Origin of the sequence: Pseudonocardia charpentierae (genome assembly GCF_031845345.1) — a bacterium.
GTDB lineage: Bacteria > Actinomycetota > Actinomycetes > Mycobacteriales > Pseudonocardiaceae > Pseudonocardia > Pseudonocardia charpentierae.
Window position 1 is genome coordinate 56,669 of sequence record NZ_JAVREJ010000012.1, and the last position, 13,052, is coordinate 69,720.

General features: G+C 74.2%; 13 protein-coding genes. 10 read left to right on the plus strand and 3 right to left on the minus strand.

What is annotated here, in order from left to right; all coding sequences use genetic code 11:
• Positions 1-6: 6 nt before the first annotated feature.
• A complete protein-coding gene (locus RM445_RS17480) occupies positions 7-525 on the plus strand; it encodes a PepSY domain-containing protein (RefSeq protein ID WP_311557577.1) in 519 nt (172 codons plus the stop codon).
• Between the two features lie 64 nt (positions 526-589).
• On the opposite strand, the gene RM445_RS17485 is transcribed toward RM445_RS17480, so the two are convergent.
• A complete protein-coding gene (locus tag RM445_RS17485; RefSeq protein ID WP_311557579.1) occupies positions 590-769 on the minus strand; it encodes a hypothetical protein in 180 nt (59 codons plus the stop codon).
• Between the two features lie 150 nt (positions 770-919).
• A complete protein-coding gene (locus tag RM445_RS17490) occupies positions 920-2,479 on the minus strand; it encodes a phosphatase PAP2 family protein (protein ID WP_311557580.1) in 1,560 nt (519 codons plus the stop codon).
• A 126-nt stretch (positions 2,480-2,605) separates the two neighbouring features.
• Between RM445_RS17490 and pafA the strand changes: the two genes are divergently transcribed.
• Positions 2,606-3,973, plus strand: a complete 1,368-nt coding sequence (pafA, locus tag RM445_RS17495; protein ID WP_311557582.1) for a Pup--protein ligase — start codon at positions 2,606-2,608, stop codon at positions 3,971-3,973.
• 18 nt (positions 3,974-3,991) lie between these two features.
• Here pafA and RM445_RS17500 read toward each other — a convergent pair whose 3' ends face one another.
• Positions 3,992-4,240, minus strand: a complete 249-nt coding sequence (locus tag RM445_RS17500) for a hypothetical protein (RefSeq protein ID WP_311557584.1) — start codon at positions 4,238-4,240, stop codon at positions 3,992-3,994.
• Positions 4,241-4,433: 193 nt separating this feature from the next.
• Here RM445_RS17500 and RM445_RS17505 point away from each other — a divergent pair, with 193 nt between their 5' ends.
• The 8 genes from RM445_RS17505 to RM445_RS17540 all read left to right on the plus strand — a co-directional run bounded on the left by RM445_RS17505 (position 4,434) and on the right by RM445_RS17540 (position 13,047).
• The gene (locus tag RM445_RS17505) at positions 4,434-5,477 is read left to right on the plus strand and encodes a helix-turn-helix transcriptional regulator (RefSeq protein WP_311557585.1); all 1,044 of its coding nucleotides are present in this window, start codon (positions 4,434-4,436) and stop codon (positions 5,475-5,477) included.
• Positions 5,474-6,517 carry a helix-turn-helix transcriptional regulator gene (locus tag RM445_RS17510; RefSeq protein ID WP_311557586.1) on the plus strand — a complete coding sequence of 348 codons (1,044 nt, stop codon included), beginning with the start codon at positions 5,474-5,476 and terminating at the stop codon, positions 6,515-6,517. Before RM445_RS17505 ends, RM445_RS17510 begins: the two co-directional genes overlap by 4 nt.
• A 13-nt stretch (positions 6,518-6,530) precedes the next feature.
• Positions 6,531-6,779, plus strand: a complete 249-nt coding sequence (locus tag RM445_RS17515; RefSeq protein WP_311557587.1) for a hypothetical protein — start codon at positions 6,531-6,533, stop codon at positions 6,777-6,779.
• Between the two features lie 82 nt (positions 6,780-6,861).
• Positions 6,862-7,212, plus strand: a complete 351-nt coding sequence (tatA, locus tag RM445_RS17520) for a Sec-independent protein translocase subunit TatA (RefSeq protein ID WP_311557589.1) — start codon at positions 6,862-6,864, stop codon at positions 7,210-7,212.
• Between the two features lie 53 nt (positions 7,213-7,265).
• Positions 7,266-8,375, plus strand: coding sequence for a twin-arginine translocase subunit TatC (gene tatC, locus RM445_RS17525; protein ID WP_311557591.1), 1,110 nt, complete (start codon positions 7,266-7,268; stop codon positions 8,373-8,375).
• Between the two features lie 58 nt (positions 8,376-8,433).
• A complete protein-coding gene (locus tag RM445_RS17530) occupies positions 8,434-11,205 on the plus strand; it encodes a DEAD/DEAH box helicase (RefSeq protein ID WP_397469342.1) in 2,772 nt (923 codons plus the stop codon).
• Positions 11,206-11,311: 106 nt separating this feature from the next.
• Positions 11,312-11,833 carry a DUF4333 domain-containing protein gene (locus RM445_RS17535; protein ID WP_311557593.1) on the plus strand — a complete coding sequence of 174 codons (522 nt, stop codon included), beginning with the start codon at positions 11,312-11,314 and terminating at the stop codon, positions 11,831-11,833.
• Between the two features lie 53 nt (positions 11,834-11,886).
• Positions 11,887-13,047, plus strand: coding sequence for a GNAT family N-acetyltransferase (locus RM445_RS17540; RefSeq protein ID WP_311557773.1), 1,161 nt, complete (start codon positions 11,887-11,889; stop codon positions 13,045-13,047).
• Positions 13,048-13,052 lie beyond the last annotated feature (5 nt).

Sequence of the window (13,052 nt, forward strand, 5' to 3'; positions counted from 1 at the left end):
CCCACGATGACCAGGACCCGCGTTCTCGCCGCCCTCCTCGCCGGCCTCACCCTCGCCGGCCTCGGCACCGCCGCCTCCGCGCTCGGCAGCGACGACCCCACCCCAGCGGCGGCCCCGGTGACCGTCGTCGCGCAGACGAGCACCACGACGCCGACGAGCACGTCCACCAGCACTCCGGCGGCGGGCAACGCGGCCGTCACCGCCGACGAGGCCGGCTCCCGCGCCGTCGCGCGGGTCGGCGGCGGCACGGTGACGAAGGTCGAACGGGAGGTCGAGCACGGACGCACGGTCTGGAAGGTCGACGTCCGCCGCGACACCCGGGTCACCGAGGTGCACGTCGACGTCGCGAACGGCGCCGTCACCCGCGTCGAGGACGACGGCCGGGGCGCCCGGACCGGCGACGACCGGGGCCGGCACGGCGAAGATCACCGGCGGGGCGACGACCGCCGGGACGACCACGGCCGGCACGGCAGTGACGACGGCCCCGGCCACGACCGCTTCGACGACAAGGGCGGCGACCGCTGAGGGGATCGGCCCGGAATCTTGCGGCGGGACCGGGAGCACCGGTCCCGCCGTCATGCGCGTGCTCTCAGGGCTGGGGGCTGAGCGCATCCGGGTCGTCGGACACCGCGACGCGCCGGATCTCCAGCTCCCGCCGCTGCTCGGCGAGCGCCGCCTCCACGGCGGCGCGGACGGCCGCCGTCGAGACGTGCGGGTCGACCGCACGGGCGGCGACCAGGGCGCGCGCCGAGACCGAAATGTTCATCATGTCCATCGTCTCCGAGATGCGGAACGTGAGCGCCGGTACGGCCGGGTTGAGGCCGTACCGGCAGGTCGGGGGCGGTGGCCCCCAGCGCTATCGCGCGACGGGAAGCCATGCGTTAACCGTCGTGACCGGGCTCACGCGCAAACGGTTGCGTCACCCCACGTACGGCCGCGGACGCCCCGTCCACCGCTGCTCGTCGCGCCGGTAGACCGGCACCTGCCCCGCCGCCACCCGGAACGTGTAGCGGCCGCTGTTCTCGACGACCTCCCCGTCGGTGGCCAGCATCCCGGGCACCTCGAGCTCGACGTCGAGCTCGGGCACCTCGCACTGCCCGTACACGCGGCTGTGCCCCAGCGCGCCCAGGAGCAGCGCGGCCGTCACGCGCAGCCGGGAGAACCGCACGTCCGCGCGCATCCAGCGCACGTCGAGCAGTCCGGAGTCCAGGGTCGGCCGCCAGGCGGGCACCATGCCCCGCGGGTGGTAGGGACCGTTGCCGACGAACAGGAACCACACCGTGCGCCACTCGTCGAGGAACCGCACCCGCACCGGCTGCGCCCGGTGCAGCACCACCATCAGCGCCGCGACGAACGCCGGCCACTTGCCCCAGCGCGGCTGCCAGTGCTCCCGCAGCCGCACGAGCTCCGGGTAGGAACCGATGCTCGCGGTGTTGAGGAACGTCCGGGTGCGCACGACCTTGTCCGATTCAGCGTCGGCGGAACCGGTGTCCGGGTGGACCTCGACCACCCCGAGGTCCACGGCGACGGCCTGCCCGGCGCGGGTGGCGTCGTCGACCTCCTGCAGGTCGTAGACACCGACGTCGCGGGCGAAGTGGTTGAGCGTCCCCAGCGGCACCACCACGAGGGGCAGGCCGTGCCGCTCCGCGACCGCGGCACCCGCGCCGACCGAGCCGTCGCCGCCCGTGATCCCCAGCGCCTTAATGTGCGTGCCCACCTCACCGTCGCGGCGCCTGAGCGCGGCCTCCAGTTGCACCTCGATACTGCGTCCCTGCTGAACGGTGAGGATCTCCGCGCGCGGCAGGACCCGGGCGACGTCGCCGAGGGGGTCGTAGTTCGGGTCGCCGGAGAACTGGTTGACCAGCATCAGCAGGCCGTCGCCGCCGGGGAGCGCCGGGGCGCTGTCGACGGGCCGGGCGCGGGCCTCGTCGGTGCGTCGCACCGGCCACCACCGCCGCGTGAGCAGTGCCACACCAGTGCCCAGTGTTGCACCCGCGGCGACGTCGGAGGCCCAGTGCACGCCCACGTGCACCCGCGAGTAGGCCACGGCCGCCGCGACCGGGGCGATCACCAGCCCCACCTTCGGGCTCTCCAGGCTCACCGCGGTCGCGAACGCCGCGGCGGAGGCCGCGTGCCCCGACGGGAACGACGACGAGGTCGGCGGCGACGGCAGCGTCTGGTAGGCGGGCAGCTCGGACGCGGCCGGGCGGCGGCGGGGGAGCAGCGGCTTGCACACGGCGTTCGCACTGCCGCTGGCCAGCGCGATCGCGAGGACACCGCGCGCGGCGGCCTTGCGGGTGGCGCCGCGGCGCAGCGCCAGTGCACCCGCGACGGCGAACCACAGGACGCTGTGGTTGGCCGCCGTCGTCAGGCCCTTCATCACCGTGTCGAGCCCGGACGGGGGCATCGTCCCGATGTGGCGCGAGATGCCACGGTCGATCTCGTTCACGGGATCGACCAGCCGCAGGAGCCGCTTCACCGCGCGACCATAATCGACGGTCCGTCACACGGCGCAGCGGCTCTCACACTGCGTGACGTGACGGGAAGGGAAACGGCCGCTCACAGAGGTGCCCCCGCGGGCCGCGCACCGCTTAGGCTGGAGCGCATGCAGCGGCGGATCTTCGGTCTCGAGACCGAGTTCGGGGTCACGTGCACCTTCCACGGTCAGCGGCGCCTGTCCCCGGACGAGGTGGCGCGCTATCTGTTCCGCCGGGTCGTGTCCTGGGGCCGGTCGTCGAACGTGTTCCTGCGCAACGGTGCCCGGCTCTACCTGGACGTGGGCAGCCACCCCGAGTACGCGACGGCGGAGTGCGACTCGTTGTCGCAGCTCGTCGCCCACGACAAGGCCGGTGAGCGGATCCTCGAAGACCTCCTTGTCGACGCCGAGCGACGGCTGGTGGACGAGGGCATCGGCGGCGACATCTACCTGTTCAAGAACAACACCGACTCCGCGGGCAACTCCTACGGCTGCCACGAGAACTACCTGGTCGCCCGGGCAGGGGAGTTCTCCCGCATCGCGGACGTCCTGCTGCCCTTCCTCGTCACCCGCCAGCTCATCTGCGGTGCCGGCAAGGTCCTGCAGACCCCCCGCGGCGCCGTGTACTGCCTCTCGCAGCGCGCCGAGCACATCTGGGAGGGCGTCTCCAGCGCCACCACCCGGTCGCGGCCGATCATCAACACCCGCGACGAGCCGCACGCCGACGCCGAGCGTTACCGACGGCTGCACGTCATCGTCGGCGACTCGAACATGAGCGAGGTCACGACCCTGCTCAAGGTGGGTTCCGCGCACCTGGTGCTCGAGATGATCGAGGCCGGCGTGCAGTTCCGCGACTTCACCCTCGACAACCCGATCCGGGCGATCCGCGAGATCAGCCACGACCTCACCGGCCGCCGCACTGTCCGGCTGGCCGGAGGCCGCGAGGCCAGCGCGCTCGACATCCAGCGCGAGTACCACGCCCGCGCCGTCGAGCACGTCGCCGCCCGCGGCTCGGCGCTGCCGGACCGCACGATCAACCGGGTGCTCGACCTGTGGGGCCGCACGCTCGACGCCGTCGAGAGCCAGAACCTGTCGCAGATCGACCGGGAGATCGACTGGGCGATCAAGCACCGGCTCGTCGAGCGCTACCGCGAGCGCAACAACCTGGACCTCGCCAGCGCCCGCGTCGCCCAGCTGGACCTGGCCTACCACGACATCCGCCGCGGTCGGGGCCTGTTCGATCTGCTGCAGCGCAAGGGCATGGTCGAGCGGGTCACGGACGACGGCGAGATCGAGGTGGCGAAGGACTCGCCGCCGCAGACGACCCGGGCCAAGCTCCGCGGCGACTTCATCGCCGCCGCCCAGGCCGCCGGCCGCGACTTCACCGTCGACTGGGTGCACCTCAAGCTCAACGACCAGGCGCAGCGCACCGTGCTGTGCAAGGACCCGTTCCGGTCGGTCGACGAGCGGGTGGACCGGCTGATCGCCTCGCTGTAGGAGCGGTTCCCCGGCCGGCTACGCCTCGCCGAGGTAGCGGGCCCGCAGCGCGGCGAGCTCGTCCTGCACCGTGGCGGAGGTGACGCTCTCGTCGTTGCGGCCCGGCTCGATCCCCATCGACCGCAGCAGCGCGGTCGCCGGGACGGCCGGGTCGCCGGTCTCACCGAGCACCGGATGCAGCCCGTTCTCGGCCAAGTGGTGGAACACCAGGTTCACCACGGTCCAAGGGTTGAAGGTCTCCCGCGCGTCGCCCTCCGCAGCGCTCATGCCCGAAGGGTCGACCGGTGCGGCACGCCGGTCAACGGATGTCGCAGGATGAGACGACGGTGTGCTGCGTGTGCAGGAAAGCCACTTTCCTGCAACGGAGTTGCATGAACGTGGCTTCCCTGCAATCAGGCCGCCGCCCACTGTCGACCCTGATCCGGCCACCCGCCGCGCACCACGGCCGTACGATGCCCGGGTGTCCTCCGCCCGGGCCGAGCGTCTGGTGAACCTGGTGCTCTGCCTGCTGTCCACCCGGCAGTTCCTGCCCGCCGAGAAGATCCGCGCCACCGTCCCCGGCTACGCCGACGCGGCGACCGACGAGGCGTTCTTCCGGATGTTCGAGCGCGACAAGACCGAGCTGCGCGAGCTGGGCGTCCCGCTCGAGACCGGGCGAAACTCCGTCTTCGACACCACCGACGGCTACCGGATCGCCCGCCAGGACTACGAGCTCGGCGAGATCGACCTCGAGCCGGACGAGGCGGCAGCGGTCGCCCTGGCGGCGCGGCTGTGGGACACCCCCGGCCTGGCCGGAGCGGCCCACGGGGCGGTGCTCAAGCTGCGGGCGGCCGGGGTGGAGGTCGACGAGACGCGCACCGGGCCGGTGCAGCCGCGGGTAAGGGCGGTCGAGCCGGCATTCGGCCCGCTGCTGGCGGCCGTGCAGGCCGGGCAGGTGGTGTCGTTCCCGCACCGCCGGGGCGGCCCGACCGGGGAGATCTCGCGCCGCACCGTGGAGCCCTGGGGTGTGGTGTCGGCGCGGGGCCGCTGGTACCTGGTCGGCCACGACCGCGACCGGGCGGACGTCCGCTCGTTCCGGCTTTCCCGGATCGCCGGGCCGGTGAGCACGCTCGGGCCGCCCGGCGCCGTGCAGGTGCCGCCCGGGATGGACCTGCTCGCGGTGGTGGACCGCGGGGTCGCGCTGCCCCCGGTGATCGGCACGGCCCGGCTGTGGGTCGCCGCGGGCCGCGCACACGGCCTGCGCCGGATGGGCCGGGTGCTGCGGCCGCTGCGGCTCCCGGGCGACCATCCCGACGCCGACGGTGACGAGCTGGAGATCGACCTGCGCAGCCTGGACATCGTCGCGCGCTGGATCGCCGGGTACGGGCCCGAGGTGGTGGTGCTGCACCCGCCGGAGCTCTCGACCGCGGTGCGGCAGGCGTGGGCGGCGGCCGCCGCGGCGCACGCCGGCGCCCTCGTCGCACCCGACCACGTGGCGGCTACCGCGGGCGACGTGGCCCGGTGACGGGCAGCGGCCTCACCGAGCGTCTGCCGCGGCTCCTCACGCTCGTGCCCTACCTGCTCGCCCGCCCCGGGGTCCCGCTCGCCGACGTCGCCGCCGACTTCGGGATCGGCGAACGCCAGCTGCGCCGCGACCTGGAGCTGCTGTGGATGTGCGGGCTGCCCGGCTACGGCCCGGGCGACCTGGTCGACCTGTCGTTCGCCGGCGACACCGTGACCGTCACCGAGGACGCCGGCCTGCGCCGCCCCCTGCGGTTGACCACCGCGGAGGGCACCGCACTGCTCGTCGCGCTGCGCACGCTGGGCGACCTGCCGGGGATGGTCGACACGGACGCCGTGCGGCGGGCGACGGCGAAGATCGAGCGGGCCGTCGGCGACGCGGGAGCGGCCGGGGTCGCCGTCGAGGTCTCCCGGCAGGAGCAGGCCACCACCACCGCCGTGCGGGAGGCGTTGGAGGCCGGCCGGGCCCTGACGATCCGCTACTACACCGCGGGCCGCGACGCCGTCACCCTCCGCACCGTCGACCCCATGCGGTTGCTGCTCGTGGAGGGCCGCGGCTACCTGGAGGCGTGGTGCCGGCGCGCCGGAGCGGTACGGCTGTTCCGGCTGGACCGCGTCGACGAGGTCGTCGTGCTCGACGAACCGGCCGCCGCCCCACCGGACGCCGAGCCGACGGACCTGTCGGCGGGGGTGTTCCCGGCCCGGCCCGAGCACGGCAGCGCGGTGCTGCTGCTGGAGCCCTGGGCCCGGTGGGTGGCCGAGTACTACCCGGTCGAGCAGGTGGTGGAGCTGCCCCCCGACCCGGCGGACGAGCGGAACGGGCATGATCACGGTCCGGACGGTCGCCCGGGCCGCCGGGCCGACGGCCGGGCCCGGGTGCTGATGCGCTACGCCGACCCGGCGTGGCTGGTCCGGCTGGTGCTGGGGCTGGGCGGGGGCGCCCGGATCCTGGAGCCGCCCGAGCTGGCGGCCGAGGTGGCGCGGCGGGCGTCGGAGGCGCTGGTGCGGACGGACGGCGGCACGAGGGGAGTGGGGCCGGGATGACGGAGGTGGGGCGATGACGGGTGTCGTCGGGGCACTGGTCGCGCTGGCCGTCGTGGTGGCGCTGTTGCTCGTGCTGGCCGTCCGCCCACACGTGCGACGGTTGACCCGCAGCGTGGCGGTGTTCCGCACCGACACGACCGCCGGGCTGGCGCAGCTGCGGACGATCCGGGCCGGGCGGCGCCGCGATCCCCAACCTGCGGCGGGGGAGCCCTCCCCCATTGGGGGCCCCGGACGTCACCGCCGGGCCGACGCCGCGCCGTAGACTCCGAAGTGACTGATCCTCGAACAGAACACCGCAGGTGGGCCGACCGGCCCGCACGGGATTGACCTCGGAGGCGGAAGCGATGCCAGGCGGCTGGGAATGGCTGATCATCATCGGCGTACTGGTGCTGCTGTTCGGCGCCAAGCGCCTGCCCGAGATGGCGCGGTCGGTGGGCCAGTCGGCCCGCGTGTTCAAGGGCGAGATGAAGGGCCTCAAGGACGACGAGGGCCACAACGCGGCCCAGGGGAATCCGGCACAGCGCCCGTCGCAGTCGGGTACCCGTCCTGCCACGCCGGCCGAGCCCGCGGCGCTGCCGCCGGTCGACGCGCAGATCAACAATCCCGTCAACGGCACGACTCCCGGTACGACTCCCGGCACGGGCGCGGCCGCCCAGTCGCCCGCCGAGCCCGTCCGGCGCGACGCCGAGCGCTGACCGTCTGCCCAGTGAGGTCTGCCCAGTGAGGTCTGCCCAGTGAGGTCGGCACGGTGAAGTCCCCGGTACGGGTCCTGGGCCGGCTGCGTCCGGGCCGCCGCCGTCGGGTCAATCCCGACGGCACGATGACGCTGATCGAGCACCTCTTCGAGCTGCGCAACCGGCTCGGGATCGCGCTCGTCGCGATCGGGGTCACCACGATCCTCGGCTACATCTGGTTCGGCGTCGGCCTGTTCGGCACCCCGAGCCTCGGGGAGATCCTCAAGGCGCCCTACTGCAACATCCCGGCGGCCTCGCGCGCCACGTTCACCGCCGACGGCTCCTGCACCCTGCTGGGCACCGGCCCGTTCGACCAGTTCAACCTGCGGCTCAAGGTCGCCACCACCGTCGGGGTCGTACTCGCCTGCCCCGTCTGGCTCTACCAGCTCTGGCAGTTCATCACCCCCGGGCTGTACGCGAACGAGCGGAAGTACGCGCTGGGGTTCGTCTCGGCGGCGTCGCTGCTGTTCGTCTCCGGGTCGGTGCTGGCCTACTTCGTCATCACCCAGGGCCTGTACTTCCTGCTGACGATCGGTGGCGAGGTCCAGACCACGGCGCTGACCGGGCACGACTACTTCGGCTTCCTCATCGCCCTGCTCGTCATCTTCGGCGTGAGCTTCGAGATCCCGCTCATCGTCGTCGCGCTCAACCTGGTGGGCGTGCTGAGCTACGCCAAGCTCAAGAGCTGGCGCCGCGGGCTGATCTTCGGCCTGTTCGTGTTCGCCGCCATCGCCACGCCCGGCCAGGACCCGTTCTCGATGCTGGCGTTGGCGCTGGCACTGGTGCTGCTGTTCGAGATGGCCATCCAGATCGCCCGGGTGAACGACAAGCGCCGCGCGCGCAAACGCGCCGAGCAGGGCTGGGACAGCTGGGACCCCGATCAGCCCTCGCCCATCGACACCACACCCAGCACGATCGACACCACCCCGTCGCCGGTCGCCCCGCCGGCACCGGTGGAGGAGCCCGCCCGGGCCGCGACGCCAGGAGCGGCCGCGGGATCAGCCACGTACGACTCGTCGTTCCGGTCGGCCCACTCCGACCCGACCCCGATCTGGGACGAGTGGGACCCGAACCGTCCCGAGCCCCCGCCCGACTCCCCGCGCCGGCTGGACGACGTCACCTGACGCCTCACAGCAGTGTGGCTCCGGGGTGCGGAGCGCGGGCATGTGTCACTGTGGAGAGGTGAGCAGTACCCCCGCACCCGCGGAGGCCTACGCGGCCGCCCGGGACCGCTCAGCCCGCCCCCGCCTCGCCGAGTTCGCCGGCACCCTCCCGTTCACCCTCGACGTCTTCCAGCGCACCGCCTGTTCCGCGCTGGAAGACGGCCACGGGGTGCTCGTGTGCGCCCCCACCGGGGCCGGGAAGACCGTCGTCGGCGAGTTCGCCGTCCACCTCGCACTCGCCCAGGGCCTGCGGTGCTTCTACACCACCCCGATCAAGGCGCTGAGCAACCAGAAGTACGCCGACCTCGTCGCCCGCCACGGCGCCGGGGCCGTCGGCCTGCTCACCGGCGACACCAGCGTCAACGGCGACGCCCAGGTGGTGGTGATGACCACCGAGGTGCTGCGCAACATGATCTACGCGCGGTCCGGGCAGCTCGACCGGCTCGGCTACGTCGTGATGGACGAGGTGCACTACCTGGCCGACCGGTTCCGCGGCGCGGTGTGGGAGGAGGTGATCCTCCAGCTGCCCGAGCACGTCGCGCTGGTCAGCTTGTCGGCGACGGTGAGCAACGCCGAGGAGTTCGGCGACTGGCTGGTGACGGTGCGGGGCGACACGACCGTCGTCGTCGACGAGCACCGGCCGGTGCCGCTGTGGCAGCACATGATGGTCGGCAACCGCCTGCTCGACCTGTTCGCCCTGGAGGCGGGGGGCGACGGCGAGCTGCAGGTCGACCCGGAGCTGGTCCGCGCCACCCGTGAGCTGGACCGGCAGTCCGCCACCGCGGTCTGGGACCGGGCCCGCCGCACCCGCGGCGCGGCGCCGAACCGGCGGGTCGGCTTCCGGCCGCCGTCGCGGATCACCGTGCTGGACCGGCTGGACCGCGACGGGCTGCTCCCGGCCATCACCTTCGTCTTCAGCCGCGCGGGCTGCGACGCCGCCGTGCAGCAGTGCGTGCGGGCCGGGCTGCGGCTGACCACCGAGGACGAGGTCGCCGAGATCCGCCGCGTCGTGGAGCGGCGCACCGGCGACCTGCCGCAGGCCGACCTCGGCGTCCTGGGCTACTGGGAGTGGCGCGAGGCGCTGGAGCGCGGGGTGGCCGCGCACCATGCCGGAATGCTGCCGGCATTCAAGGAGACCGTCGAGGAGCTGTTCGTCCGCGGTCTGGTGCGCGCCGTCTTCGCCACCGAGACCCTCGCGCTGGGCATCAACATGCCCGCGCGCACCGTCGTGCTGGAGCGGCTGGTCAAGTTCAACGGCGAGGCGCACGCCGAGCTGACTCCCGGCGAGTACACGCAGCTCACCGGGCGGGCCGGCCGCCGGGGGATCGACGTCGAGGGCCACGCCGTCGTGGTCTGGCAGCCCGGCGTGGACCCGCAGCAGGTGGCCGGGCTGGCCTCGACGCGCACCTACCCGCTGCGCAGCTCCTTCCGGCCCGGCTACAACATGACCGTCAACCTCGTCGGCCGGCTCGGCGTCGCCGCCGCCCGCGACCTGCTCGAGCAGTCGTTCGGGCAGTTCCAGGCCGACCGGTCGGTGGTCGGCCTGGCCCGGCGGATCGAACGCAACACCGAGACCCTCGCCGGGTACGCCGACGCGATGCGCTGCCACCTCGGCGACTTCACCGAGTACGCCGCGCTGCGCCGCCGGGTCGGCGACCGGGAGAAGGCCCTGCGCCGCCAGGGGATGGCCCACCAGCGCGACGCCACCACGGACGCGCTGCGCGCGCTGCGGACCGGCGACGTCATCGCGGTGCCTGGCGGGCGGCGTGCCGGTCTCGCCGTCGTCCTCGACCCCGGGGTGGACAGCGGGGACGACCCGCGACCGCTGGTGCTCACCGAAGACCGCTGGGCCGGGCGCCTGTCGTCCGCCGACTTCCCCACGCCCGTCTCGGCGCTGGGCCGGATGCGGCTGCCCAAGAACGTGAACCACCGGGCTCCTGCGGTGCGCCGCGACCTCGCGTCGTCCCTGCGCAACACCGGCATCGTCGCCCCGACCACACCGCGGCGCGGCCGCTCCGGAAAGGGCGCCCCGGACGACGACCCGGAACTCGCCACGCTGCGCCGCGCGCTGCGTGCCCATCCCTGCCACGGGTGCGACGACCGGGAGGCGCACGCCCGGTGGGCCGAGCGGCACGCCCGGCTGGAGCGCGAGACCGAGCAGCTGCGGCAGAAGGTCCGGGCCACCACGCACTCGCTGGCCCGCTCGTTCGACCGGATCCGCGCGCTGCTGGGGGAGCGCGACTACCTCTCCGCCGCCGACGGCGGGGAGACCGTCACCCCGCAGGGGGAGCGGCTGGCGCGGCTGTGGGGCGAGTCGGACCTGCTCGCGGCCGAGTGCCTGCGCCATGGCGTGTGGGACGGCCTGGAGCCCGCCGAGCTGGCGGCGGTCGTGTCCGCGCTGGTGTACGAGTCGCGCCGGGACCTCGGAGCGGTGCCGCGGGTGCCGAGCGGGCGCGTGTCGGAGTCGCTGGCCGCGACGGTGCGGCTGTGGACTGCTCTGGACGACGACGAGCGCCGGCACCGGGTCGACCGCACCCGCGAGCCGGACCTCGGCTTCGCCTGGCCGATGCACCGGTGGGCGCGCGGGGAGTCGCTGTCGGCGGTGCTCACGGCGGCCGAGCAGAACGGCGTGGAGCTGTCGGCGGGCGACTTCGTCCGCTGGTGCCGCCAGGTGCTCGACCTGCTCGACCAGATCGCGGACGTCGCCGGGCGCGACACCCCGGTGGGGCGGGCCGCGGCCGCGGCGGCGAAGTCGGTGCGGCGCGGGGTGGTCGCGGCCGGCACGGCGTGATCGGAACCTGCACGGCGCGCGTCCGGGTGTTCCGCCCGGATCTCCCGCGCGGCGGCGGCCGTGTGTGCTTGGATCGCGCGGGTTCGGCCGACGAGGAGGGGCGCCGATGACCAGGTCCCACGACCCCGACGCCTACGGCTCCGACCCGTACGGGCGCGGCGCGGCGGCGCCGGAACCCGGCTCCACCGGCGCGTGGCGGCGCGACTCCGCGGGCCCGTACGGCGACGAGCCGCAGTACGGCTGGCAGCCCCAGCACGAGCCGTCGTTGGGCCGGGGCTACCCGGCCCGGCCGCACCGCAAGACCGCGCAGCAGCGCGGCCGGCAGCGGCTGCTCGTCGCGGTCGTGACGGCGCTGGTCGTCGTGATCGTCCTCGTGCTCGGGTTCTTCACCCCCGGGTGGTTCGTCACCCGCGTCTTCGACTCCGCCGCGGTGCAGACGGGTGTCGCGAAGATCCTCGCGAACGACTACGCCACGGACGGGGTCGCAGACGTCCGTTGCCCGCAGGACGTGCAGGTGACGAGCGGTGCCACGTTCACCTGCGACGCGACGATCGACGGCGACCCGGTCACGATCCCGGTCACGGTCACCGACGACCGCGGCGGCTACCAGGTGGGCCGGCCGGCCTGAGCGGGCATCCGGTCCGCGCGCTCGACGAGGGCGAGCTGCGCGCGGCGCACGACCTGTTCGTCGGCACCCTCCACCACACCACCGTCGACGAGACCCAGTGGGAGCGCCGGCGCGCGTCGTACACGCCCGGCCGCACCTTCGGGGTGTTCGACGCGGCGGGCCGGCTGGTCGGCACCACGATGTCGTACCCGTCACAGACCGCGGTGCCGGGCGGGGCGGTGCTGCCGCTGGGCGCGGTGACCCGCGTGGGCGTGCGCGCCGACCACACCCGCCGCGGGGTGGCCACCGCCCTGATGCGCGCCCAGCTCGACGACCTGCGGGCCCGCGGCGACGCCCTCGCGCTGCTGTGGGCCACCGAGAGCGGCATCTACGGCCGGTACGGCTACGGCGTCGCCACCCGCGCCCGCTCCGTCCGGGTCCGGGCCTCGCGGACGGCGCTGCGACCGTCGGCGCCGTCGGGCGGCGCGGTGCGGGTGCTCGACCGCCACGAGATCGTCCCCGTGCTCACGGCCGTGCACGACACGCTGGCCCTGCGCCGCCCGGGCGGGATCACCCGCACCCCGGGCTGGTGGGAGGTCGGCCTGGCCCGCCACGACGACGACCCGCTGCTCGTCGCGGTGCACTCGGGGCAGGCGGGCGACGACGGCTTCGCCCTGGCCGTGCCGCACGGCGTCTTCGGCGACCCGCTGGGCGGCACGCTGCGGGTCGAGGACCTGCACGCCGCCGATACCGCGGCGGCGGCCGGGCTGTGGCGGTTCCTGCTCGGCGTCGACCTGATCGGGTACGTCGAGGCCGCCGTCGCGCTGGACGACCCGCTGGACCTGCTGCTCGACGACCCGCGCCACGCGCTGGTCACCGGGCTGGCCGACGAGACGTGGCTGCGGCTGGTCGACGTGCCGGCCGCGCTGGCGGCACGCAGCTTCGCGACCGGCTCCGATCCCGTCGTCCTGGCCGTCCACGACCCCCTGCTCCCGGACAACACCGGGATCTACCGGATCGCCGCGGAGGGGGCCGAGCGGGTCGGGCCGCTGGGTGCGTGCGACCCGGAGCTGTCGTGCGACGTCGCGGCACTCGCGATGGCCTACCTCGGCGACCGCAGCCCGTCGGCGCTGGCCGCCACCGGCTGGTGGACGGTGCACGACCCCGCGGCGATGCCCCGGGCGGACGCGCTGTTCGCCACCGATGTGGTGCCGTGGTGCGGCACCCACTTCTAGACCGC

Bases quoted from the DNA above. Each gene is read 5' to 3' on its own strand.
- RM445_RS17480 (WP_311557577.1), top strand. From the start codon at position 7: ATGACCAGGACCCGCGTTCTCGCCGCCCTCCTCGCCGGCCTCACCCTC.
- RM445_RS17485 (WP_311557579.1), bottom strand. From the start codon at position 769: ATGATGAACATTTCGGTCTCGGCGCGCGCCCTGGTCGCCGCCCGTGCG.
- pafA (WP_311557582.1), top strand. From the start codon at position 2,606: ATGCAGCGGCGGATCTTCGGTCTCGAGACCGAGTTCGGGGTCACGTGC.
- RM445_RS17500 (WP_311557584.1), bottom strand. From the start codon at position 4,240: ATGAGCGCTGCGGAGGGCGACGCGCGGGAGACCTTCAACCCTTGGACC.
- RM445_RS17515 (WP_311557587.1), top strand. From the start codon at position 6,531: ATGACGGGTGTCGTCGGGGCACTGGTCGCGCTGGCCGTCGTGGTGGCG.
- tatA (WP_311557589.1), top strand. From the start codon at position 6,862: ATGCCAGGCGGCTGGGAATGGCTGATCATCATCGGCGTACTGGTGCTG.
- RM445_RS17535 (WP_311557593.1), top strand. From the start codon at position 11,312: ATGACCAGGTCCCACGACCCCGACGCCTACGGCTCCGACCCGTACGGG.